Source organism: Aeromicrobium chenweiae, assembly GCF_003065605.1.
Taxonomy (GTDB): Bacteria; Actinomycetota; Actinomycetes; order Propionibacteriales; family Nocardioidaceae; genus Aeromicrobium; species Aeromicrobium chenweiae.
This window is the reverse complement of record NZ_CP026952.1, coordinates 372,188-393,806: the sequence shown is the minus strand read 5'-3', so window position 1 is coordinate 393,806 and position 21,619 is coordinate 372,188. Positions and strand designations below refer to the sequence as shown.

Sequence of the window (21,619 nt, the reverse complement as noted above, 5' to 3'; positions counted from 1 at the left end):
GAACGACAGAAGATGCAGTACGCCGAAGCGCAGGAACCGTGAGCTGGTCTGCGCCAACGAGAGGACCATGTTGATGAAGTGGCTGCTGATCGCCCTCGTCGTGCTGCTGCTGGGAGGCGCCCTCTGGGTGCGGACGGCACGCCAGGGGGCCGGCGCCGCGGCCAACCGGCCGCATCGCCTCGATGACTCCATGTCGACGCGCGTGACCGATGAGCCGTCCGCGCCGGACGACCCGAATTCCGCGGGACCGCAGGGTGCGGACACCGCCGGAACCGATCGCACCTGACCCGTTTTGTTCGTCGCGGGGGGCGTGCGTTACAGTTGCGTTCGCGGTTAACCGCAACACATGGCCCCGTGGCGCAGTTGGTTAGCGCGCCGCCCTGTCACGGCGGAGGTCGCCGGTTCGAGTCCGGTCGGGGTCGCCATGTGAGAGAAGTGAGAAAGCCCACGATCCCCTCCGGGGGGTCGTGGGATTTTTCTTTTCCCGCGGGTGGTTGAGTCGGACATGACTTCTTTCCCCACCTCCACGTTCGCCCTTCCCGACGAGAGCCTCGACCTGCTGTTCCGCGAGGCCCGCTCGGCGAACACCTTCAGCGACGAGCCCGTCAAGCTCGACCAGGTCCGCGAGGTCTTCGAGCTCGTCAAGTACGGCCCGACGATGATGAACATTCAGCCGATGCGCCTGCTGCTGGTGGAGCAGGGCGCCGGCCGTGACCGCCTCCTGCCGCTGATGGCCGAGGGCAACCGTGCCAAGACCGCGAGCGCTCCTGTCGTGGCGGTCGTCGCCGCCGACGTCGACTTCCACACCTCGATGGCGCAGCACTTCCCGCACAACCCCACCGCTGGTGACATGTTCGCCGGCGACGCGGCGAGCCGCGCCGACATCGCGCGCTACAACACCGCCCTGCAGACCGGGTACTTCATCGTGGGCGTCCGCGCCGCAGGACTGACCGCCGGCCCGATGGGCGGGTTCGACGCCGCGGGCATCGACGCCGAGTTCTTCCCCGGCACGTCGTGGCGCACCCAGCTCGTCATCAACATCGGGCACCCGGGTGAGAACGCGTGGTTGGACCGCCTGCCGCGCATCTCGGCGGACGACGCGGTCCTCACCGCCTGACGCCTGCTGCCACGCGACCCCCGACGGGGTCGCGTGGCAGGCTTGACGTCATGGCCGATCTCACCTCGCGCGTCCACGACGTCCTCCCCTCGGTGCTCGACGATCTCGAGTCCCTCGTCCGCATCCCGTCCATCTGGGCGCAGCCCGAGCACCGCGACGACGTGCGCCGCTCGGCCACCGAGGTCGAGCGCCTGCTGCGGGAGGCCGGGTTCGCCCGGACCCAGATCGTCGAGGCAGGCGGTGCGCCTGCCGTCATCGCGCACCACCCCGCGCCTCCCGGCGCCCCCACGGTGCTGCTGTACGCGCACCACGACGTCCAGCCGACGGGTGATCCGGCGCTCTGGACGTCCCCGCCGTTTGAGCCGACCCGGCGGGGAGACCGCCTCCACGCCCGCGGAGCCGCGGACGACAAGGCCGGCCTCGCGGCCCATCTCGCCGCGTTCCGCGCGCACGACGGCAATCCGCCGGTCGGCGTCACCGTGTTCGTCGAGGGCGAGGAGGAGTCCGGCTCGCCGAGCCTCGTCGCCCTGCTCGAGCAGCACCGCGACGAGCTGACCGCGGACGCGATCGTCATCGCGGACTCGGCCAACTGGGCCATCGGCGTCCCGGCGCTGACCGTCACGCTGCGCGGCCTGGCCGACTGCGTCGTCACCGTCGAGACCCTCGGGCACGCCGTGCACTCGGGCATCTGGGGCGGAGTGGTCCCGGACGCGCTCACGACGATGTGCCGGCTCCTCGCGACGCTGCACGACGACGAGGGTTCCGTCGCGGTCGAGGGGCTGCACCACGGCACCGCTGCGGACATCGAGTACCCCGAGGACCGTTTCCGTGAGGAGTCGTCGGTGCTGCCCGGCGTCGGCCAGATCGGTCGCGGCTCGATCGTCCAGCGGCTCTGGGCCGAGCCCGCGGTGAGCGTCGTGGGCCTGGACGCCACGCCGGTCGCGACGGCGTCCAACACCCTCGCACCGAGCGCACGCGCCATGATCAGCATGCGGGTCGCGCCCGGCGGCGACGCCACGGCGCATCTCGACGCGCTCGAGGCTCACCTGCTGCGTCATGCCCCGTTCGGTGCCCGGGTGACGGTCGAGCGCGGTGAGATCGGTGAGCCGTTCACGGTCGACGCCGACGGCCCGGCCTACGACGCCGCGCGTTCGGCGTTCCGCGACGCGTGGGACGGCACCGAGCCGGTCGACATGGGCATGGGCGGCTCGATCCCGTTCATCGCGGAGTTCGCCCGCATCTTCCCCGACGCGGCCGTCCTGGTCACCGGTGTGGAGGATCCCGACACCCGCGCGCACGGCATCGACGAGGGTCTTCACCTGGGCGAGTTCACGCGCGTGTGCGTCGCCGAGGCGCTGCTTCTGGAGCGCTTGGCGGACAGGGTTCGTTGACCCCGGACCACGTGCGATAAGGTGGTCGTCGCTCGTTCGCGAGCGGTGGCCAGGTAGCTCAGTTGGTACGAGCATCCGCCTGAAAAGCGGAGGGTCGCCGGTTCGACCCCGGCCCTGGCCACAGAAAAGACAAGAGGGACCTCGCGGTTTTTGCGGGGTCCCTCTTGTCTTTGCTTCGGGCGGGGTCAGCGGTCGAAACGGCGGGCCTGGGGGTCCCCCCTGCTCGGAGCGCAGCGGAGAGCTTGGGGGAGTCGACCCCGGCCCTGGCCTCCGTGCGTGACTCGTCGGCGTCCGTGCGCGACTCGTCGGCGTCCGTGCGCGACTCGTGGGCGGTCGTAGGGTGAGGGCATGGATCTGGGCCTCACCGACCGCACGTACATCCTGACCGGCGCCTCGGGCGGGCTGGGCCTGGCCACCGCGGAGCAGCTCGTGGCGGAGGGCGCGAACGTCGTCATCTCGTCGCGCAGCCAGGAGTCCGTCGACCGCGCGGTGGACGCACTCGGACCCCGGGCGATCGGCGTGGCGGTCGACAACGCGGACGCCACGGCGCCGGCCCAGCTGATCGCCGCGGCGGACGCCACCTTCGGGCGGCTCGACGGCGCGCTCATCAGCGTCGGCGGCCCGCCCGCCGGCCCGATCCTGGACCGCACCGAGGAGGAGTGGCGCTCGTCGTTCGAGTCGGTCTTCCTCGGGGCGCTGCGGCTGGCGACGAGCATCGCCGAGGAGCTCGGGGAGGGCGGCTCGATCGCCTTCGTGCTGTCGACCTCGGCGAAGTCGCCGATCCCGGGGCTCGGCATCTCGAACGGGCTGCGTCCCGGGCTGGCCATGGCGGCCAAGAATCTCGCCGACGAGCTGGGCCCGCGCGGGATCCGGGTGAACGCCCTCCTGCCGGGACGGCTCTCGACCGACCGGGTCCGGACACTGGATGCCGCGACCGGCGACGCCGACGCCGCACGCGTCGCCAACGAGCGGATGATCCCGTTGCGGCGCTACGGCCGGCCCGACGAGTTCGGCCGCGCGGCGGCGTTCCTGCTCTCCCCCGCGGCGGGCTTCCTCACCGGCGTCATGCTGCCCGTGGACGGCGGACTGAGCCGCAGCCTCTGAACTGGCCCCGCAGGCCGGAAGAGGGCGCACAGGGCCGCGTGCGGCCTAGACTGCGGTCGTGGCCAGACCCAATGCCGGCACGAAGGGCGTCCCCCGTCTCGATCGGGAGACGCAGATCCTGTCGATCGCGTCCGAGCAGTTCGGCACGTACGGGTTCGCGGGCACGTCCGTCGGCACGGTCGCGGACATCGCCGGGATCTCCAAGCCGCTGATCTACAACTACTTCGGCTCGAAGGAAGGCCTCTACGAGGCGTGCCTCGCCCGCGGCGGTGCCCTGCTGGGTGACGAGATCGAACGGATCGCCCGTGGGGAGTCCGTCGGCCTGGAGCGGGGCATGGAGACCCTGGCTGCGATGTTCACGCTCCTGCAGCCGCAGCGCCACCTCTGGCGGTTGTTCTTCGACAGCACCGCCCCCACCGACGGCCCGATCGCCGACTCGATCGCCCGCTACACCGACCGCATCGGCGCGCTCGCCCAGGAGGGCGTCACCGAGCTCATGGCGCTGGCCGGGAACGACGATGAGCTGGACGTCTCGGCGATGACGTCGGTGTGGCTGGGCATGGTCGACTCCCTGATGAACTGGTGGGTCGAGCACCCCGAGGAGACCGCCGACGACATGATGCAGCGCTGCGTGCGCCTGCTGGACGCGCTCCTGGGCGCCGGCGGCCGCTGACGGTGAGACCAGCGCGACATTAGTTGGTACCCCAATCATTGGTAGGCTCGTCATGTGCCGACCCGTGACCCGCTCGCCCTCGAGGAACAGGTGTGCTTCGCGCTCGCCGTGGCGTCCCGCGAGGTCGTCGCCTCCTACCGCAGCGTCCTCGAGCCGCTGGGCCTGACCCACCCGCAGTACCTCGTGATGCTCGCCCTGTGGCAGCACGACGAGATCTCCGTGAAGGGCCTCAGCGAGCTCCTGCACCTCGACCCGGGCACCTTGTCGCCCTTGCTCAAGCGTCTCGAGTCCGCCGGACTCGTGAGCCGGGCCCGGTCCGCGTCCGACGAGCGGACGCTGGCGATCCGGGTCACCGACGAGGGACGCACACTCCGGCAGCGAGCCCTCGACGTCCCGACGACGATGCTGGAGCGCCTGGGCATGTCCACGGACGACCTCGCCACGACCAACGCCGTCCTCCACCGCATCATCGATGCCGCCCACGAGAGCGTGACCGCATGACCCCCCGCACCCCGGCTCGCACCCCCAGCGCCGCCGAGCGGCTCGCCGCGCTCCGGAAGGTGCAGCGCCGGGTCGGCGCGATCGCGTTCTTCTCCGTCGCGATCCACGGCGTGCTGGGCCTCATCGTCGTCGCGCACGTCGTCCAGGGGCAGGGACGGAGCGCGGACGCCGTGCTCCTGCTCGCCCTGTCCGCGCTGTTCGCGGTCGTGACCTACGTCGTGGTGCGGGTCATCCTCGGCGCGAAGCTGATGTCACCGTGGATCCCGCTGGCCTTCCTGCCCACCGTGGTCGGCCTGTTCTGGGTGCTGTGACGCGTCCGCGGCCACTGCGGCGGCCCGCACCGCTGCGGCGACCCGCTGGTGCACCTCCGGGTGGAACACGCTCGGGACGACGTAGTTCGCGTTGAGCTCGTCGGGCGCCACCGAGCCGGCGACGGCCTCGGCCGCGGCGATGAGCACGTCCATGCTGATGCCGTGCGACTGCGCGTCGAGCAGGCCCCGGAAGATCCCGGGGAACGCCAGCACGTTGTTGATCTGGTTCGGGTAGTCCGACCGGCCGGTGGCGACGACGGCCGCGTGCCGGCGGGCGATCGCGGGGTCGATCTCCGGGTCGGGGTTGGCCAGCGCGAACACGATGGAGTCCGTCGCCATCGCCTCGACGTCCTCGGCCGTGAGGAGGTTCGGCGCGCTGACGCCGATGAACACGTCAGCGCCCGGCAGGGCGTCGCGCAGCGTGCCCGTGCGTCCGGCGGCGTTCGTGTGGTCGGCGATCCAGGCCAGTGACGGGTCCATCCCCTCGCGCCCCTGGTGGACCACGCCCTGCACGTCGCACACGGTGACGTCGACGGCGCCCGCGTGCAGCAGCACCTTCAGGACCGCGGTGCCCGCCGCGCCGGCACCGACCAGCACGATCCGGGCCTTGTCCAGGTCCTTGCCGACGACCGCCAGCGCGTTGCGCAGCGCCGCGAGGACCACGACGGCCGTGCCGTGCTGGTCGTCGTGGAAGACCGGGATGTCGAGGCGCTCACGCAGCCGGGCCTCGATCTCGAAGCACCGTGGTGCCGAGATGTCCTCGAGGTTGATGCCTGCGAAGCCGGGCGAGATCGCCGCGACGGTCTCGACGATCTGGTCGACGTCCTGCGTGTCCAGGACCAGCGGCCAGGCGTCGATGTCCGCGAAGCTCTTGAACAGGGCCGCCTTGCCCTCCATGACCGGCAGCGCCGCGTGGGGGCCGATGTTGCCGAGGCCGAGCACCGCGGAGCCGTCCGACACGACCGCGACACTGTTGCGCTTGACGGTCAGCCGGCGGGCGTCCTCCTTGTCGGCCACGATCGCCTGGCAGATCCGCGCCACACCGGGCGTGTAGATCATGGAGAGGTCGTCGCGGTTGCGCAGCGGGTGCTTCGTCGCGGTCTCGATCACGCCGCCCAGGTGCATGAGGAACGTCCGGTCGGACACCTTGAGCACGTCGACGTCCTTGAGCTCACGCAGGCTGTCGACCACCCGTGCGGAGTGCTCGGTGTCCGAGGCCGCGCAGGTCAGGTCGATCCGCAGCGCATCGGCGCCCGAGGCCGCCACGTCGAGGGCGGTGACGATCCCGCCGGCACGCTCCACGGTGGTGGTCAGATCGCTGATCGCCGAGCCGCCGGACGGCACCTCCAGCCTGATCGTGATCGAGTACGAGATGCTGGGCGCGGGCGTCGTCTTCACCGACCCAGCATAAATGCGAAGGAAGCCTCACGTTTGTCGGGGACGGTCTGCGCTGCGGTGCCGCGCAGGTAGAGTCAGCCGTGTGAGCCGCACCACCCCGCGGCCGCCAGTTGGGGGAGCCCACCACCGCTCTCCCCGCCATCCACGACAGAGAGCACCACCGTGACCGTTCGCAGCAATCCCTCACCCTTCGGCAGTCAGCACGAGCAGGTCGTCTTCTGCCACGACGAGGCCACCGGCCTCAAGGCGATCATCGCGATCTACTCGACGGCCCTCGGCCCCGCGCTCGGCGGCACCCGCTTCTACCCGTACGCGTCGGAGCAGGACGCTCTCACCGACGTCCTCAACCTCTCGCAGGGCATGGCGTACAAGAACGCGCTCGCGGGCCTCGACCTGGGCGGCGGCAAGGCCGTCATCATCGGCGACCCGGCGACCCTGAAGACCGAGGCGCTGCTGCGTGCGTACGGCCGCTTCGTGCAGACGCTCAACGGCCGCTACTTCACCGCGTGCGACGTCGGCACCTTCTCCCCCGACATGGACCAGATCGCCCGCGAGAGCGACTACGTCACCGGTCGCACGGTCGAGCACGGCGGCGCGGGCGACTCCTCGGTCCTGACCGCCTTCGGCGTCTACCAGGGCATGCGCGCCTCGGCGCAGCACCTGTGGGGCGACACGTCGCTGGCCGGCAAGCGGGTGGGCGTGGCAGGCGTAGGCAAGGTCGGGCGTCACCTCGTCGGGCACCTCGTCGACGAGGGCGCCGAGGTCGTCATCACCGATCCGTACGAGCCGGCCGTCACCGCGCTACGGGGCACGTACCCGTCCGTGCGGGCGGTCGCCGACACCGAGGCGCTGATCCGTGAGCCGCTGGACATCTACGCACCGTGCGCGTTGGGCGGCGCCCTGAACGACGAGACGATCGAGGTGCTGACCGCGACCGTCGTGTGCGGCGCGGCCAACAACCAGCTCGCGCACGACGGCATCGAGAAGCGGCTCGAGGAGCGCGGCATTACCTACGCGCCGGACTACTGCGTCAACGCCGGAGGCGTGATCCAGGTCGCCGACGAGCTGGAGGGCTTCGACTTCGACCGCGCCAAGATGCGCGCAGCGAAGATCTTCGACACCACCCTGGGCGTGCTGGAGCACGCCAGGACCGAGGGCGTTCCCCCGTCGATCGCTGCCGACCGCATGGCCGAGCAGCGCATGCGCGAGGTCGGCCGACTGCGCCAGATCTACGTCGGGAACTGAGCGCCGAGAGACCCGGCTGCCAGCATCAGCTGGCGGCTGGGTCCCCGCGCTCGAGATCACGGTAGGGCTCGGGGATCGGATCCCCCGACTCCCCATGGAGCTCCCGCTGCAAGGTGTTGAAGTCTGTGTCGGGCGTCCGGTACTTCAGATCGCGCGCAACTTTGGTCTGTTTGGCTTTCGCACGGCCGCGGCCCATGAGGCTCGACCCCCTCGCAGAGAAATAGTCAGTTTGTCGTGCTGCAAGCCTACCCACAAGTCACAAGAAAACCCGCATCGACCCCCCGGAGAGGGCCGAAATTGCGGTGTGGTCAGCCGTGAGCGCCCGTGAGGGTGACCGTCCCACCCTCGCCGTGGACGCCCGCATCGGCCACGTCGCCGGCGATCCAGGCGTCGATGCCCCGCTCGGCCAGCAGCCTGATCGCGGCATCGGCGGCGTCGGGCGCGACCAGCGCGACCATGCCGACACCCATGTTGAGCGCCAGGTCCAGGTCGGCCTGAGCCACGTCACCGAGCGCCCCGACGAGTCCGAAGACGGGCTGCGGCGACCACGTGGACCGGTCGACCCGCACCGACACGGTGCTGGGCACGACCCGCTCGAGGTTGGCTGCCAGACCGCCACCGGTGATGTGCGACATCGCGTGGACCTCGACCTCGCGGGCCAGCGCGAGGCACGGCAGCGTGTAGAGACGCGTCGGCGTGAGCAGCTCCTCGCCGAGCGTGCGACCGAACTCGGGGACCTCACGGTCCAGGCTCCAGCCGGCCTTGTCGAAGAACACGTGACGCACCAGCGAGTAGCCGTTGGAGTGCAGGCCGCTCGAGGCCATCGCGACCACGACGTCACCCGGACGCACGAGTTCCGCGCCGAGCAGCGCATCGGCCTCCACGACACCGGTGGTGGATCCGGCGATGTCGTACTCGTCGACGCCCAGCAGTCCGGGGTGCTCGGCGGTCTCGCCACCGAGCAGCGCGGTGCCGGACTCCGCGCAGGCCTGCGCGATGCCCTTGACGATGTCGGCGATGCGCTCGGGCACCACCTTGCCGGTCGCGATGTAGTCGGTCATGAACAACGGCTCGGCACCGCAGACCACGAGGTCGTCGACGAGCATGCCGACCAGGTCGAAGCCGATCGTGTCGTGCTTGTCCATGCGCTGGGCGATCTGCACCTTCGTGCCGACGCCGTCGGCCGAGGTCGCGAGCAGCGGTCGGTCGTACGCCTTGAGCGCGGTCGCGTCGAACAACCCGGCGAAGCCGCCGATGCCGCCGACGACCTCGGGCCGGCGGGCCTTCTCGACCCACTCCTTCATGAGCTCGACCGCGCGGTCGCCCTCCTCGATCGAGACGCCGGCGCTGGCGTAGGAGGTGCGGGTTCCGCTGGTGGGGATGGCGTTCACTGGATGACCTCGAGCGGCAGCTGGTCCTGGACCTCGAGGAGATGCTTGCCGATCACGTCATCCTCGGGGAGTGCGACGGGGTAGATCCCGTCGAAGCAGGCCCGGCACAGATTGTCCTTGGGCACGTTGGTCGCCTCGACGAGCTGGTCGAGGGAGATGTACGCGAGCGAGTCCGCGTCGATCGAGCGACGGATCTCGTCCACCGAGATGCCGTTGGCGATGAGCTCGGCACGCGAGGCGAAGTCGATGCCGTAGAAGCACGGCCACTTCACCGGCGGGGACGAGATGCGGACGTGCACCTCGGCGGCGCCGAACTCGCGGAGCATCCGCACCAGCGCGCGCTGCGTGTTGCCGCGCACGATCGAGTCGTCGACGACCACGAGCCGCTTGCCGGCGATGACGTCGCGCAGCGGGTTGAGCTTGAGCCGGATGCCGAGCTGGCGCAGCGTCTGGGACGGCTGGATGAAGGTGCGGCCGACGTAGGAGTTCTTGACCAGTCCGTGCCCGAACGGGATGCCGGACTCCTCGGCGTAGCCGATCGCGGCGGGGGTGCCCGACTCCGGCACCGGGATGACCAGGTCGGCGTCGACCGGGAACTCCCGGGCGAGGCGGCGACCGATCTCGGCACGCACCGAGAACACCCGCTGGTCGGAGATCGTCGTGTCGGGGCGGGCCAGGTAGACGTACTCGAAGATGCAGCCCTTGGGCTCGGCCTTCGCGAAGCGCTCGGCGCGCAGGCCGTTCGCGTCGATCGCGATGAACTCGCCGGGCTGGATCTCCCGGATGAACGAGGCGCCGACGATGTCGAGCGCCGCGGTCTCGCTCGCGACGACCCAGCCGCGCTCCAGGCGGCCGAGCACGAGCGGGCGGATGCCCTGCGGGTCGCGGGCGGCGTAGAGCGTGCCCTCGTCCATGAAGACCAGCGAGAAGGCGCCGCGCAGCTGGGGCAGCACCTCGAGCGCGGCCTCCTCGACGGTGCGGTCCGGGTAGGACGCCAGCAGCGAGGCCATGACCGCGGTGTCGGACGTGGCCGTCTCGGCCTTGCCGGCGTCGCGCCCGGCCTCGGCGTCACGGACGCGCAGCAGCTCGGTGAGCTCGGAGGTGTTGGTGAGGTTGCCGTTGTGGCCGAGGGCGACCGAGCCGACGGCGGTGGGCCGGAACGTCGGCTGCGCGTTGTGCCAGACGCTCGACCCGGTGGTCGAGTAGCGGGCGTGCCCGATCGCGACGTCACCCTTCAGCGACTCGAGGGTGGCCTCGTCGAAGACCTGGGACACCAGTCCCATGTCCTTGTAGACGAGGATCTGTCGCCCGTTGCTGACCGCGATGCCCGCCGACTCCTGGCCGCGGTGCTGCAGGGCGTACAGACCGAAGTAGGTCAGCTTGGCGACTTCCTCGCCGGGAGCCCAGACACCGAAGACGCCACATGCGTCCTGGGGTCCGGCGTCCTGAGGATCGAGGTCGTGGGTGAGGCGTCCATCTCCGCGGGGCACGACTTCAGTGTAGGGGCCGCTCCCCGCGGCAGACCAATCTCGTGCCGTGGCCGGACACCGTCGCCGGCGCGGCCCGCAGGCGGGCTGGGGTTGCGGGCCCAACTAACGACCGGTCAGATGGGGCCATGACCAGCGACACGATCACCGTCCAGCGCACGATCCTGGCACCGGCCGACCGCATCTTCGCGCTGCTGTCGGACGCGGCCCGGCACAGCGAGCTCGACGGCTCGGGCACGGTCCGCGGCACCCGGGAGGCGTCCCAGCCGTTGGAGCTCGGCTCGAAGTTCGGCATGGCGATGCACATGGGCATCGGCTACCGGACGATGAACGAGGTCGTGGAGTTCGAGCCGGACCGGCGGATCGCCTGGCGCACCACCGGCGCGAAGGGGCTCATCGGCGGCCGGGTCTGGCGCTACGAGCTCGAGCCCGTGGGTGGCGGGACCCTCGTCAAGGAGACCTGGGACGTGTCGAAGGATCGGCAGCGGTTCTTCCTCAAGCGCAGCCCGATGGCCCCGGCCGCGAAGGTCGGCATGCGGCGGACGCTCGACCGGATCGCGTCGCTGCTGGAGGAGTGACTGCGTCCGACAACGGGTGACGGCAGCACCCCCGACCCCCTACGCTGACGTGATCCGCGTCACACCGCCGAGGGGACCCCATGACCGCGACGATCCCGCCCGCCACCTTCCTGCCGGACTTCCTGGCCGCCCGCGCCGCCGAACGTCCCGACCGCCCGTGCTGGCTGTTCGGGGACCGCACCTGGACGTGGAGCGAGGCCTACGACTCGGTCCGCCAGGCCGCCGGGGCCCTGCAGGCCGACGGCGTGCGTCGCGGCGACCGGGTCGCGATCCTGGACAAGAACAGCCCGGCGGTGCTGCAGATCCTGCTCGGCGGGTGCCACCTCGGCGCCGCCACGACCGTCGTGAACTGGCGGCTCGCGGGCGACGAGCTCGAGTACGTGCTCAACGACTGCGGCGCGACGATCGTGTTCGTCGGGCACCAGCTGCTCGACCAGCTCGCCCTGGTGCGCGAGCGCCTGCAGCACGCCCAGAAGATCATCGTGATCGGCGGCGAGGGTGACGAGCTCGAGGGCTGGCTGGCCGCCGGTGCCCCCACCGAGCGGCAGCCCGAGGTCGAGCCGGACGACGTGTGCGTCGTGATGTACAGCTCCGGCACGACCGGACGCCCCAAGGGCGTGCAGCTCACGCAGGCCGCGATGGTCGAGCACAGCCTGAACGGCTCGGGTGACACGCGCTACGACGACGGCGACATGATGCTCGTCGCGATGCCGATGTTCCACGTCGGCGGCACGTCGTACGCGCTGCTCGGACCCGTGCTCGGCGTGCCGGGCTACATCGTCCCGGAGGTCGAGGCCTCGCTCATGGCGGGCGGCATGATGGCCGGGGCGACGCACGCCTTCCTGGTCCCGGCAGTCGTGGCCGCCCTCGTCGCGGCGGGTCCGGAGGCGATGGCGCTGTTCGGCCGGCTCAAGGCCGTGGGCTACGGCGCGGCACCCATGCCGCTGCCGGTCCTGCGGGCGGCGATGCAGGCGTGGCCGGACACCGAGTTCCAGCAGGTGTACGGGATGACGGAGTTCGGCGGCGTCATCACGGTCCTCGACGACGCGGCGCACCGCGACGAGGCCCACCCCGAGCGTCTCGTCTCGGCCGGGCGACCCGTCGCGAAGGCCGAGATGCGCATCGTGGACCCGACCACGCTGCAGGACGTCCCGGTCGGGGGCTCCGGCGAGGTCTGGTTCCGGACACCCCAGGCGACCGTCGGCTACATCGGCCGGCCCGACGCGACGGCCGAGCTCATCACGCCGGACGGGTGGGTCCGCACGGGCGACCTCGGGCGCGTGGACGAGGACGGGTTCCTCTTCATCGAGGACCGCTTGAAGGACATGATCATCACCGGTGGCGAGAACGTGTACTCGCCGGAGGTCGAGCGGGTCCTCGCCGAGCACCCGGCCGTCGCCGAGATCGCGATCATCGGGGTGCCGGACGACCGCTGGGGTGAGACGGTCAAGGCGGTCGTGGCGTTCAGGCCGGACCGGTCGGCGACCGCCGAGGAGCTCATCGCGTACGCGCGCGAGCACCTCGCGGGCTACAAGGTGCCGTCGTCGATCGACGTCGTGGAGGCGTTGCCGCGGAACCCGTCGGGCAAGATCCTCAAGCGCGACCTGCGCAAGCCCTACTGGGGCGACGCACCGCGTCAGGTCTGACCGCCCTCCTCGGCGGGAGGGGACACAACGTGGCCCCGATCATCCAGGGGAGGGACCGGGGCCACGATGGCATCACCATAGCGCCAGACGTCTCTGGGGTAACACCAGCAACACGGTTGTCGTGACAGACCTCTCACGCAGCACGTACCCTCGGGACCATGCGTCTGGTGCCTTCCCCCACCTCGCGGCTCACGATCCTCGGTCTCCTGACTGGTCTCGCCGCGTCGGTCCTCCTGTCCTCCCCCGCCACTGCCGGTGCCCCCAAGGCACCCGGTGACCTCACCGGGAACGGCTTCGACGCGTGCGTCGCCCCGAGCCAGAGCGTCATGGACACGTGGAACCTCACGTCGCCGTTCAGCGCCGTCGGCATCTACGTCTCCGGGAGCTCGCGCTACTGCGGCGACGCGTACCAGCCCCACCTGAGCAAGACGTGGGTCACCAAGAACGCGGCGAACGGCTGGCGCTTCATGCCGATCCACGTGGGCCGTCAGGCACCGTGCTTCAAGAACAACCCGAACAGCCGCGTGCAGAAGAAGCACATGTCCTCCACCGTCAGCAAGGCCCGCAGCCAGGCCCAGACGGAGGCGAAGGAGACGATCGCCGCTCTCACGAAGTACGGCTTCGGGAAGGGAAGCTTCTCCTACCTCGACATCGAGTGGTACGCCCGCACCGCCGCGTGCGACCGCATCGTGCTGGAGTTCGCCGACGCCTGGACCGAGTACCTGCACGCCAAGGGCTACAAGTCCGGGGTGTACTCCAGCGGCTCCGCGGCCATCGCCGCGATCGACCAGGCCCGTGCGACGAAGCGCCCCGGCATGAACCTGCCCGACCAGATGTGGATCGCGTGGGTCAACAAGAAGGCCGACACCAAGGGCGGGCCGTACCTGGCCGACGCCGGTTGGAAGAACCACCAGCGGATCCACCAGTACCACAACGACGTCACGGTGAGCTACGGCGGAAAGAAGCTGACGATCGACAAGAACGTCCTCGACGTCGGCCGCGGCTCGGTCGCCGTCAAGCAGTCGCTGCCGTGCAAGGCGAAGATGACGTTCACGAAGTACCCGGGCCTCAAGATCGGCAGCAAGGGCGCCGAGGTCACCGCCCTCGAGTGCCTCCTGAGGGCGCAGGGCGTGCTCAAGACGGTCGACAAGACCTTCGGCAAGGGCACGGCGCGGGCGATCGACAAGTACCGGGCCAAGAAGGGATGGACCGCCACCGGGCGCACCACCGGTCCGACCTGGACCGCTCTGCTCTCGCGCGGCGCCAACCCCCGGGTCCTCAAGCAGGGCTCGGTCGGCCAGTCGGTGTGGCGGCTGCAGCGGTCGCTGATCGCGGCCGGTCTGCGACCGCGCCTGACCGGCATCTACGACGGCAACACGGTCAAGGCGGTCCAGGCGTACCGCAAGGCCCGCGGGCTGCCGACGTACACGACGACCGAGTCGACGGTCTGGGCCCAGCTGCAGCGCGGCAAGACCGCCTGACCGATGGCGCTGGTGTCGGCGCACCGCGGTGGCGTCGGCGGTGACCGCGGCGCCCAGAACACCCTGGCGGCGTTCGAGTCGGCCATCGCGCTCGGTTGTGACTACGTCGAGTTCGACGTCCGCCTCACAGCGGACGGCACCCCGGTGATCTTCCACGACGACGAGCTCGACGACGACGCCGTCCTGCGCTCGATCGCCCGGCACCGGGCCGACGAGTTCACCGGGGCGGTGCTGGTGACGCTCGACAGCGTCCTCGAGGTGATCCGCGGGCGCGTCAAGGCGCACGTCGACCTCAAGGTGCCCGGGCACGAGGTCGAGATCGTCAGCCGCGTCGTCGAGGTGCTGGGGGTCGGCGACGTCGTCGTCACGACGTCCGAGGACGCGTCGGTGCGGCGCCTCGTGGCGTGGTCGCGCCAGCACGCGCCCGGCCTGCTGGTCGGTCTCTCGTCGGGCCCCCGGTCGTCGCAGGGCAACCGGCTCGTGCGCTGGCTCGTGGCCGCCGAGTCGGCGTTCCCCCGCACCCGGGTGTGGCTCAGCAGGGCCAACGTCGTGGTCGCGCACAAGACCGTCGCCCGGTTGTCGCTCAAGGCGTACGCCCGGCGCCGGGGCCTGCCGCTGATCGTGTGGACCGTCGACCGACCGGCGGAGCTCGCCCGGTGGATGAACGACCCGGACGTCTGGATGGTCACCACGAACCACCCGCTACGTGCGTTCGCCGCCCGCCGCTGAGCGTCAGGTCTCGTCGAGCGGCAGCAGGTGGGACAGGTCCGAGCGCTCGCCGGACGCCCGGATCGTCGCGTCGGACCACGCGAGCCGACCTCGTCCGAGGGCGATCCACGTCGGGGCGTCCATCTCCACGACGGCCGGCGGCGTGCCACGGGTGTGCCGCGCCCCCGCGATGCACTGGACCGCGGCGAACGGCGGGATCCGCACCTCGACGCTGGCGCCCGGCGCCCGTTGCACGAGCAGCGCAGCGAGGTGCTTGGTCGCCGCCTTCAGGTCCTGACGGGTCCCGGTGCCGGCGTCCAGACGCTCGCAGATCGCTGCGAACTCCGCGTGCGTCAGGGGGGAGTACCGGGCCATGCGACCAGCCTAGTCAGCCGCCGCCGGTCCCCCCGCGGACGGACCTCAGACCAGCTGGGAGCCCAGCACCGCCGGCAGGGTCGCCTGCCACGCCGACTTGAGCTCGGCGACCGGGATGCGGAGCTGGCCCTCGACGACGAGGTCGGTCCCGCCCGTGCGGCCGACCGACGCGAGCTCGACGCCGTGCTTCTGCGCCAGGGCGATGAGCTCCTCGTGCCGGTCCTCGGTGACCGTGACCATCGCCCGCGCCGACGACTCGCTGAACAGGTCGAGGAACGGGTCCTCCAGGTCGACCGTGACGCCGACACCGTGGCGGAAGGTCGCCTCGGCGAGCGCGATGGCCAGACCGCCGTCGGACAAGTCGTGGGCCGACTCGACGACGCCCGTCGCGGCCGCCTCCAGCATCAGCGCGGCAAGCGCGGACTCCGCCTCCAGGTCGACGACCGGCGGCAGACCGCCGAGGTGGCCGTGGACCACGTCGGCCCAGGTCGAGCCGGAGAGCTCCTCACGGGTCTCGCCGAGCACCAGCACGTGGCTGCCCTCGGCGGAGAAGCCGTGCCGGATGCGGCGGCGGACGTCCTCGACCACGCCGAGGACGCCCACGACGGGGGTCGGCAGGATCGGGGTGTCGCCGGTCTGGTTGTAGAACGACACGTTGCCGCCGGTCACGGGGATGCCGAGGACCGCGCACGCGTCCTTGAGCCCGTGCGTCGCCTGCTCGAACTGCCACATGACGTCCGGGTTCTCCGGGGAGCCGAAGTTGAGGCAGTCGGTGACGGCGAGCGGGCGGCCCCCGGTGACCGCGACGTTGCGGAAGGACTCGACCAGCGCCAGCTGCGCGCCGACGTACGGGTCCAGCTTGGCGAAACGGCCGTTGCAGTCCGTCGAGACCGCGACGCCGAGATTGCTGTCCTCGTCGACGCGAATGACGCCGGCGTCCTCGGGCTGGGCGAGGACGGTGTTGCCCTGCACGTAGCGGTCGTACTGGTCGGTGACCCATGACTTGTCGGCCATGTTGGGCGAGCTCACGACCGCCACGAGCTGGTCGCGCAGCTCGTCGCCGGTGGTGGGCCGGGCCAGCTTCTCGGCGACGTCGGCCTGCAGGGCGTCCTGCCAGGCGGGACGCGCGTACGGGCGGTCGTACGTCGGCCCGTCGTGGGCGACCGAGCGCGGCGGCACGTCGACCACGGTCTCGCCGTGCCAGTCGATGACGAGGTGGTCGCCGTCGGTGACCTCGCCGACCACGACGGCCTCGACGTCCCACTTGCGGCAGATCGCCATGAAGGCGTCGAGGTGCTCGGGCTCGACGACCGCCATCATGCGCTCCTGCGACTCGCTCATGAGGATCTCCTCGGGCGAGAGGCTCGAGTCGCGCAGCGGCACGGTGTCGAGCTCGACGTGCATGCCGCCGCTGCCGGCGGACGCCAGCTCGGACGTCGCGCACGAGAGGCCGGCGCCGCCGAGGTCCTGGATGCCGTTGACGACCTTGGCCGCGAACAGCTCGAGCGTGCACTCGATCAGGAGCTTCTCCATGAACGGGTCGCCGACCTGGACGCTCGGGCGCTTGGCCGGGCCGTCCGCGTCGAACGTCTCGGACGCGAGGACGGAGACGCCGCCGATGCCGTCGCCGCCGGTGCGGGCGCCGTACAGCACGACCTTGTTGCCGACGCCGGACGCGAATGCGAGGTGCAGGTCCTCGTGGCGCAGGACGCCCACGCACAGGGCGTTGACGAGGGGGTTGCCGACGTACGTCTCGTCGAAGACGACCTCGCCGCCGATGTTGGGCAGGCCCAGGCAGTTGCCGTAGCCGCCGACGCCCGCCACGATGCCGGGCAGCACCCGGCGGGTGTCCTCGGCGTCGAGCGGGCCGAAGCGCAGCGGGTCCATGACCGCGACGGGGCGCGCGCCCATCGCGAGGATGTCGCGCACGATGCCGCCGACGCCGGTCGCGGCGCCCTGGTACGGCTCGACGTACGACGGGTGGTTGTGCGACTCGACCTTGAACGTGACCGCGTAGCCCTGGCCGATGTCGATGACGCCGGCGTTCTCGCCGATGCCCGCGAGCGTCTTGCCGAGCGGGGTCTCCTGCGGCAGCTCGCCGAACTTCTTGAGGTGCACCTTGCTGGACTTGTAGGAGCAGTGCTCGCTCCACATGACCGAGTACATCGCCAGCTCGGCGCCCGTGGGACGCCGGCCGAGGATCTCGCGGATGCTCGCGTACTCCTCCTCGCGGAGTCCCAGCTCGGCCCAGGGCTGACTCTGGTCGGGGGTGCTGGTGGCGTGGGCAACGGTGTCGAGCTGGCGGGCTGCAGTCACGGGGCCGATCCTATCGGTCCGTGCACACCGGCGACCGACTGGCGCATACCGGTCGCCGAGTGGCGCAGAACGGAGAGACTCGCCGTCTCACTTTCTCCGTTCTGCGCCAGTCGCGGTCAGTGCCAGGCGCCGCGCTCGTGCTGGGGCGGGTAGGGCGCGTGCCGGCGGGGGACGCCGAGCTCGTGGGCTGCGCGCAGCGGCCAGGAGGGCTCGCGGATCGCGACCCGGCCGAGCATCACGGCGTCGGCCGCTCCGTCGAGCAGCACCTGCTCAGCCTGGGCCGGCTCGGTGATGAGACCGACGGCCGAGACGGGCAGGCCACTGCGCTTGCGGACCTCGTACGCGAACGGCACCTGGTAGCCCGGCTCGACGGTGATCCTCTGGTGGGCGACGAGACCACCGGACGAAACATCGACCAGGTCGACCCCGTGGTCGGCCAAGATGGTCGACAGCTGCGCGGTCTGCTCGACGTCCCACCCGTCCGCGGCCCAGTCGGTGGCCGACAGGCGGACGAACAGCGGCTTGTCCTCGGGCCACACGGCCCGCGCGGCGTCCGCGACCTCGACGACGAGGCGGGTGCGGTTCTCGAAGGAGCCCCCGTACTGGTCGGTGCGGTGGTTCGACAGCGGCGAGACGAACTGGTGCAGCAGGTAGCCGTGTGCCGCGTGCAGCTCGACGACGTCGAAACCGGCCTGGTCCGCGCGGACGGCAGCGTCGGCGAACGCCTGCGGGATCCCCCGGACCTCGTCGGTCGTCAGCTCCCGCGGCACCGCGTAGCCCTCGAACGCCAGCGCGGAGGGACCCACGGTCTCCCACCCGCCGTCGTCGACGGGCACCGAGGCGGTGCCGGCGCCGAACGGCGAGTACGTCGAGGCCTTCCGGCCGGCGTGCGCGAGCTGGATACCGGCCACGGCACCCTGTCCGCGGACGAAGTCGATGATGCGGCGCCAGGGCGCGATGTGGTCGTCGGTCCAGATGCCGACGTCCTCGGGACTGATGCGGCCCTCCGGGACGACGGCCGCGGCCTCGGTCATGACCAGACCGAATCCTCCGGCGGCGTGCCGTCCGAGGTTGACCAGGTGCCAGTCGTTCGGCATGCCGTCGCGCTCGAGGGCGCTGTACTGGCACATCGGCGCGAGCCAGATGCGGTTGCGCGCGGTCACGCCGCGCAGGGTCAGGGAGTCAAGGAGAAGAGGCACTGATGGTTCAACTGCGTCGGCATCCGCCGAATTCCTCGCGACCTCCACACCCCTACGTGACATCGGTGGTGTCAGGGTGCGAGACGTCGTATGTCCCTCCAGGCACGTTCGGGTCTATCGTGTGTCACGTCCAGGGGCCGGACGAAAAGAGCAGTGCATTGTCGGAGCCGAGGTGCGGCCAGCTTGCTGGCCCGTGGCCGCCGCCGTTCTCAGAGCCGTTCGTCGCACATGCGCGGGCGCTGCTCGAGCAGCGTCCTGCCCTCCTCGTGGTCGGTCCGCCCGGGAGCGGACGCAACCGCCTCGCCGACGAGGTCGCCGCCCTGGGCCCCGACGGGCCGAGCCCGGTCCGGCACGTCGCCCGCCACGGGGAGCAGGGCCTGCCCTGGTTCGCCGTGCAGCAGCTCCTGCCCGGCCTTGAGCTGGCAGCCGACGCGGATGAACGCGCAGTCGAGTCCGCCGTGCGCGAGGAGCTGCGCCGGCTGCCCCGCCAGCAGCGGACGTTCGTGCTGGCGAACGCCTACCTGAGCGACCCGGGGAGCGTGACCGTCCTGAGCCGGGTCGCCGCGACCGGCGACCTGCGGCTCGTCGCGACGCTCACTCCGGAGACGGTGGTCGCCCAGCGGCAGCTGCTGTCCGTCGCGGAGGTGGTGCAGCTCCACGCGCTCGACCGGTCGACCGTCACCGAGCTCCTGCAGGCCCGCTTCGGCGCGGTCCCGCACCCCACCGTCGTCACGCTGCTGCTCGAGCGGACCGCCGGCTCGTACGGCGTGCTCCGCGAGATCTGCGACGCGGCGCGTGAAGCCGAGGTGATCGTGCCCGTCGAGGACGTCCTCGTCCTCAACCCCGACCGCACGGACGCGACGACCGATCGCCTCGCCAGCCTGTGGGCACCCACGACCGTCGAGCGGCTCGGCGGCGGCGAGGGCGTCACCGAGCTCGTGCACCTGACGTCGCTCCTCGGTCAGCTGGACCTGGCCGAGGCGCGCCGACACCTCGACCCCGCCGCGATCGACCTCGCGATCGACCACGGCACGCTGCGGACGGCCGACGGCGCCCTGACCTTCGCGTCTCCCGCCGAGGCGACGCTGGTCTGTCGGACCCTGCCGGTCGAGCGTCAGCGCGAGCTCTTCGACCGCTGGTCGGCTCTGCTGACGACCACCCTGGAACGTCCCGGTGTCGCCCTGCTGGCCGCCGAGTGGTGGCGTGCCGCCCGTCACCTGCTCCCACTGCCCCTCGCGGCGCGTGCGGCGCGCGAGGCGAACCTCTCGGCCCGTCACCGGCACGCCCTCACGTTCACCGATGCCGACCACAACGAGAAGGGTGTGGTGGTCGCCCCCTTGGAGCGTGCGTTCGCCCTCGCCGAGCTCGGGGAGGACGAAGAGCTCGCGGCGATGTTCGCGGCACTGGACCCGCAGGACCTCTCCGAGGAGGAGCTGCTGCCCTACCTGCTGTGGGCCGGCCGCTCCGTCCCCGGCCCAGCGCGGACGACGATGGTCGACCGCGCGACGTGGGCCGCGGACGTGCAGGACGGCCGACGCCGCTCGGCGGTCAACACCCTGGCCGGGCTGATGGTCCAGGCTCACGTGGAGGCGGGCGAAGAGCTCACCTCCCAGCTGCGCGCACTCACCTTCTCCGCCCAGCTCTCGCAGGCGAACCGGGCGGTCGCGTTCACCACGTTGTCGTCGGTCGAGCGACGGTCCGGGCACCCCGCCCGCGCAGTCGAGTCGGCCGAGTTCGCGCTGCGTCTGCTGCTCGACGACCCCGACCGCGTCAGCGCGTTCCACCTCGACGTGGCGCGCGAGTGCCACGTCATGGCGCTCATCTCGGCGCTCGACCTGAGGGGTGCCCAGGAGGCACTCGCGGACTACTCCTCGGGAGCGCTCGGCCTGGCCGGCAGCGGGCGGATGACGACGGCCCTGCGAGCCCTGCTCGACCTCGTCCGGGGCGACGTCAAGGAGGCGCTGGTCGATGCGCGCCTGTGCCTCACGGGTCTGCGGCGCCACGACCCGCACCAGGTCCGCGGATGGGTCGAGGCACTGCTGGCCCTCCTGCTCGCCCAGGCCGGACGCCACGAGGAGGCGCACGACCTGCTCGAGGTGTCGAGGACACACCCGGCCGCCGTCCTCCAACGTGACCTCGAGCGACGGATCGCCCAGGCCTGCGCGCACGACGCGCTCGCCGAGCCCGAGGAGGCGCTCACCCTCCTCGCTGAGGTCGCCGAGGAGGGCCGCGCGCACCAGCAGCGCCTGGCCGAGATCGACGCCTGCGTGCTGAGCGTCCAGATCGGCGGACCGCCGCACCTGTCGATGCTGCTCGCCGCGGTCGACGACCTCGTCGAGCCCAGCGGCACGCCCGCCGTCTGGCAGACGTTCGCCCGCGCGGCACGGGCGTACGACATCCCCGCCCTCGTCGCGCTCGCGGAGGAGTTGGAGCGCCGTGACGCCCGGTTCTACGCCGCCGCGGTCGCCCAGTACGTCCTGGACATGGCGCGACGGGCGACCGACCTCGAGCCGCTGACCCGCACCCGGCTGCAGGAGCTGGCCGACCCCGTCTCCCACCGTCACATCGAGCCCACCTGATCCGTCGACCCGAGCGAACCGCCCCGCGGGACCCCTCCCCGCCGCACCTCCCCAGCTTGCCGCCCGAAAGGCCACTCCCATCAAGCGACTCGTCCCGGCGCCCGCACCCTGGCCCCCGG

The 21,619-nt window shown here is 71.3% G+C and carries 20 protein-coding genes and 2 tRNA genes; 15 read left to right on the top strand and 7 right to left on the bottom strand.

What is annotated here, in order from left to right:
- Positions 1–73: 73 nt before the first annotated feature.
- From C3E78_RS01955 to C3E78_RS01915, 9 genes are all read left to right on the top strand, one after another.
- Complete coding sequence (locus C3E78_RS01955; RefSeq protein WP_108576728.1) at positions 74–286, top strand: hypothetical protein; 213 nt, start codon at positions 74–76, stop codon at positions 284–286.
- A 62-nt stretch (positions 287–348) separates the two neighbouring features.
- Positions 349–425 (top strand) — tRNA-Asp (locus tag C3E78_RS01950).
- Between the two features lie 80 nt (positions 426–505).
- On the top strand, positions 506–1,117 hold the full coding sequence (locus tag C3E78_RS01945; RefSeq protein WP_108576727.1) for a malonic semialdehyde reductase: 612 nt from the start codon (positions 506–508) through the stop codon (positions 1,115–1,117).
- A gap of 50 nt (positions 1,118–1,167) precedes the next feature.
- Entirely contained in the window at positions 1,168–2,508 is a 1,341-nt protein-coding gene (locus C3E78_RS01940; protein ID WP_108576726.1) for a dipeptidase, read from the top strand.
- Positions 2,509–2,555: 47 nt separating this feature from the next.
- Positions 2,556–2,629, top strand: a tRNA-Phe gene (locus C3E78_RS01935).
- A 227-nt stretch (positions 2,630–2,856) separates the two neighbouring features.
- Positions 2,857–3,612 carry an SDR family oxidoreductase gene (locus C3E78_RS01930; RefSeq protein ID WP_108576725.1) on the top strand — a complete coding sequence of 252 codons (756 nt, stop codon included), beginning with the start codon at positions 2,857–2,859 and terminating at the stop codon, positions 3,610–3,612.
- Between the two features lie 58 nt (positions 3,613–3,670).
- Positions 3,671–4,285 (top strand): TetR/AcrR family transcriptional regulator, encoded by a 615-nt coding sequence (locus C3E78_RS01925; RefSeq protein WP_108576724.1) that lies wholly within the window; start codon positions 3,671–3,673, stop codon positions 4,283–4,285.
- Between the two features lie 54 nt (positions 4,286–4,339).
- Positions 4,340–4,786 carry a MarR family winged helix-turn-helix transcriptional regulator gene (locus tag C3E78_RS01920; RefSeq protein WP_108576723.1) on the top strand — a complete coding sequence of 149 codons (447 nt, stop codon included), beginning with the start codon at positions 4,340–4,342 and terminating at the stop codon, positions 4,784–4,786.
- Entirely contained in the window at positions 4,783–5,097 is a 315-nt protein-coding gene (locus C3E78_RS01915; RefSeq protein WP_108576722.1) for a hypothetical protein, read from the top strand. The genes C3E78_RS01920 and C3E78_RS01915 overlap by 4 nt, the downstream gene beginning before the upstream one ends.
- Here the strand turns inward: C3E78_RS01915 and C3E78_RS01910 are convergent.
- Positions 5,038–6,495 (bottom strand): NAD-dependent malic enzyme, encoded by a 1,458-nt coding sequence (locus tag C3E78_RS01910; protein WP_108576721.1) that lies wholly within the window; start codon positions 6,493–6,495, stop codon positions 5,038–5,040. The two genes, C3E78_RS01915 and C3E78_RS01910, sit on opposite strands and share 60 nt — an antisense overlap.
- A gap of 162 nt (positions 6,496–6,657) precedes the next feature.
- Here C3E78_RS01910 and C3E78_RS01905 point away from each other — a divergent pair, with 162 nt between their 5' ends.
- Positions 6,658–7,740, top strand: coding sequence for a Glu/Leu/Phe/Val dehydrogenase dimerization domain-containing protein (locus C3E78_RS01905; RefSeq protein ID WP_108576720.1), 1,083 nt, complete (start codon positions 6,658–6,660; stop codon positions 7,738–7,740).
- Positions 7,741–7,765: 25 nt separating this feature from the next.
- Here C3E78_RS01905 and C3E78_RS01900 read toward each other — a convergent pair whose 3' ends face one another.
- From C3E78_RS01900 to purF, 3 genes are all read right to left on the bottom strand, one after another.
- Positions 7,766–7,936, bottom strand: a complete 171-nt coding sequence (locus C3E78_RS01900; RefSeq protein ID WP_108576719.1) for a DUF3073 domain-containing protein — start codon at positions 7,934–7,936, stop codon at positions 7,766–7,768.
- Between the two features lie 112 nt (positions 7,937–8,048).
- On the bottom strand, positions 8,049–9,131 hold the full coding sequence (gene purM / locus C3E78_RS01895) for a phosphoribosylformylglycinamidine cyclo-ligase (protein ID WP_235833741.1): 1,083 nt from the start codon (positions 9,129–9,131) through the stop codon (positions 8,049–8,051).
- Positions 9,128–10,621, bottom strand: coding sequence for an amidophosphoribosyltransferase (gene purF, locus C3E78_RS01890; protein ID WP_108576718.1), 1,494 nt, complete (start codon positions 10,619–10,621; stop codon positions 9,128–9,130). Before purF ends, purM begins: the two co-directional genes overlap by 4 nt.
- Before the next feature lie 125 nt (positions 10,622–10,746).
- Between purF and C3E78_RS01885 the strand changes: the two genes are divergently transcribed.
- The 4 genes from C3E78_RS01885 to C3E78_RS01870 all read left to right on the top strand — a co-directional run bounded on the left by C3E78_RS01885 (position 10,747) and on the right by C3E78_RS01870 (position 15,052).
- Positions 10,747–11,196 (top strand): SRPBCC family protein, encoded by a 450-nt coding sequence (locus C3E78_RS01885; RefSeq protein ID WP_108576717.1) that lies wholly within the window; start codon positions 10,747–10,749, stop codon positions 11,194–11,196.
- An 80-nt stretch (positions 11,197–11,276) separates the two neighbouring features.
- Entirely contained in the window at positions 11,277–12,842 is a 1,566-nt protein-coding gene (locus C3E78_RS01880) for a long-chain-fatty-acid--CoA ligase (protein ID WP_108576716.1), read from the top strand.
- 158 nt (positions 12,843–13,000) lie between these two features.
- On the top strand, positions 13,001–14,323 hold the full coding sequence (locus tag C3E78_RS01875; protein WP_108576715.1) for a glycoside hydrolase domain-containing protein: 1,323 nt from the start codon (positions 13,001–13,003) through the stop codon (positions 14,321–14,323).
- 3 nt (positions 14,324–14,326) lie between these two features.
- Positions 14,327–15,052, top strand: a complete 726-nt coding sequence (locus C3E78_RS01870; protein ID WP_108576714.1) for a glycerophosphodiester phosphodiesterase — start codon at positions 14,327–14,329, stop codon at positions 15,050–15,052.
- A 3-nt stretch (positions 15,053–15,055) separates the two neighbouring features.
- On the opposite strand, the gene C3E78_RS01865 is transcribed toward C3E78_RS01870, so the two are convergent.
- The 3 genes from C3E78_RS01865 to C3E78_RS01855 all read right to left on the bottom strand — a co-directional run bounded on the left by C3E78_RS01865 (position 15,056) and on the right by C3E78_RS01855 (position 18,921).
- Complete coding sequence (locus C3E78_RS01865; protein ID WP_108576713.1) at positions 15,056–15,406, bottom strand: sterol carrier family protein; 351 nt, start codon at positions 15,404–15,406, stop codon at positions 15,056–15,058.
- A gap of 45 nt (positions 15,407–15,451) precedes the next feature.
- Positions 15,452–17,722 (bottom strand): phosphoribosylformylglycinamidine synthase subunit PurL, encoded by a 2,271-nt coding sequence (gene purL / locus C3E78_RS01860; RefSeq protein ID WP_108576712.1) that lies wholly within the window; start codon positions 17,720–17,722, stop codon positions 15,452–15,454.
- Between the two features lie 116 nt (positions 17,723–17,838).
- On the bottom strand, positions 17,839–18,921 hold the full coding sequence (locus tag C3E78_RS01855) for an NADH:flavin oxidoreductase/NADH oxidase (RefSeq protein WP_268916165.1): 1,083 nt from the start codon (positions 18,919–18,921) through the stop codon (positions 17,839–17,841).
- A gap of 158 nt (positions 18,922–19,079) precedes the next feature.
- Between C3E78_RS01855 and C3E78_RS01850 the strand changes: the two genes are divergently transcribed.
- Positions 19,080–21,500, top strand: coding sequence for a hypothetical protein (locus C3E78_RS01850; protein ID WP_135804895.1), 2,421 nt, complete (start codon positions 19,080–19,082; stop codon positions 21,498–21,500).
- Positions 21,501–21,619 lie beyond the last annotated feature (119 nt).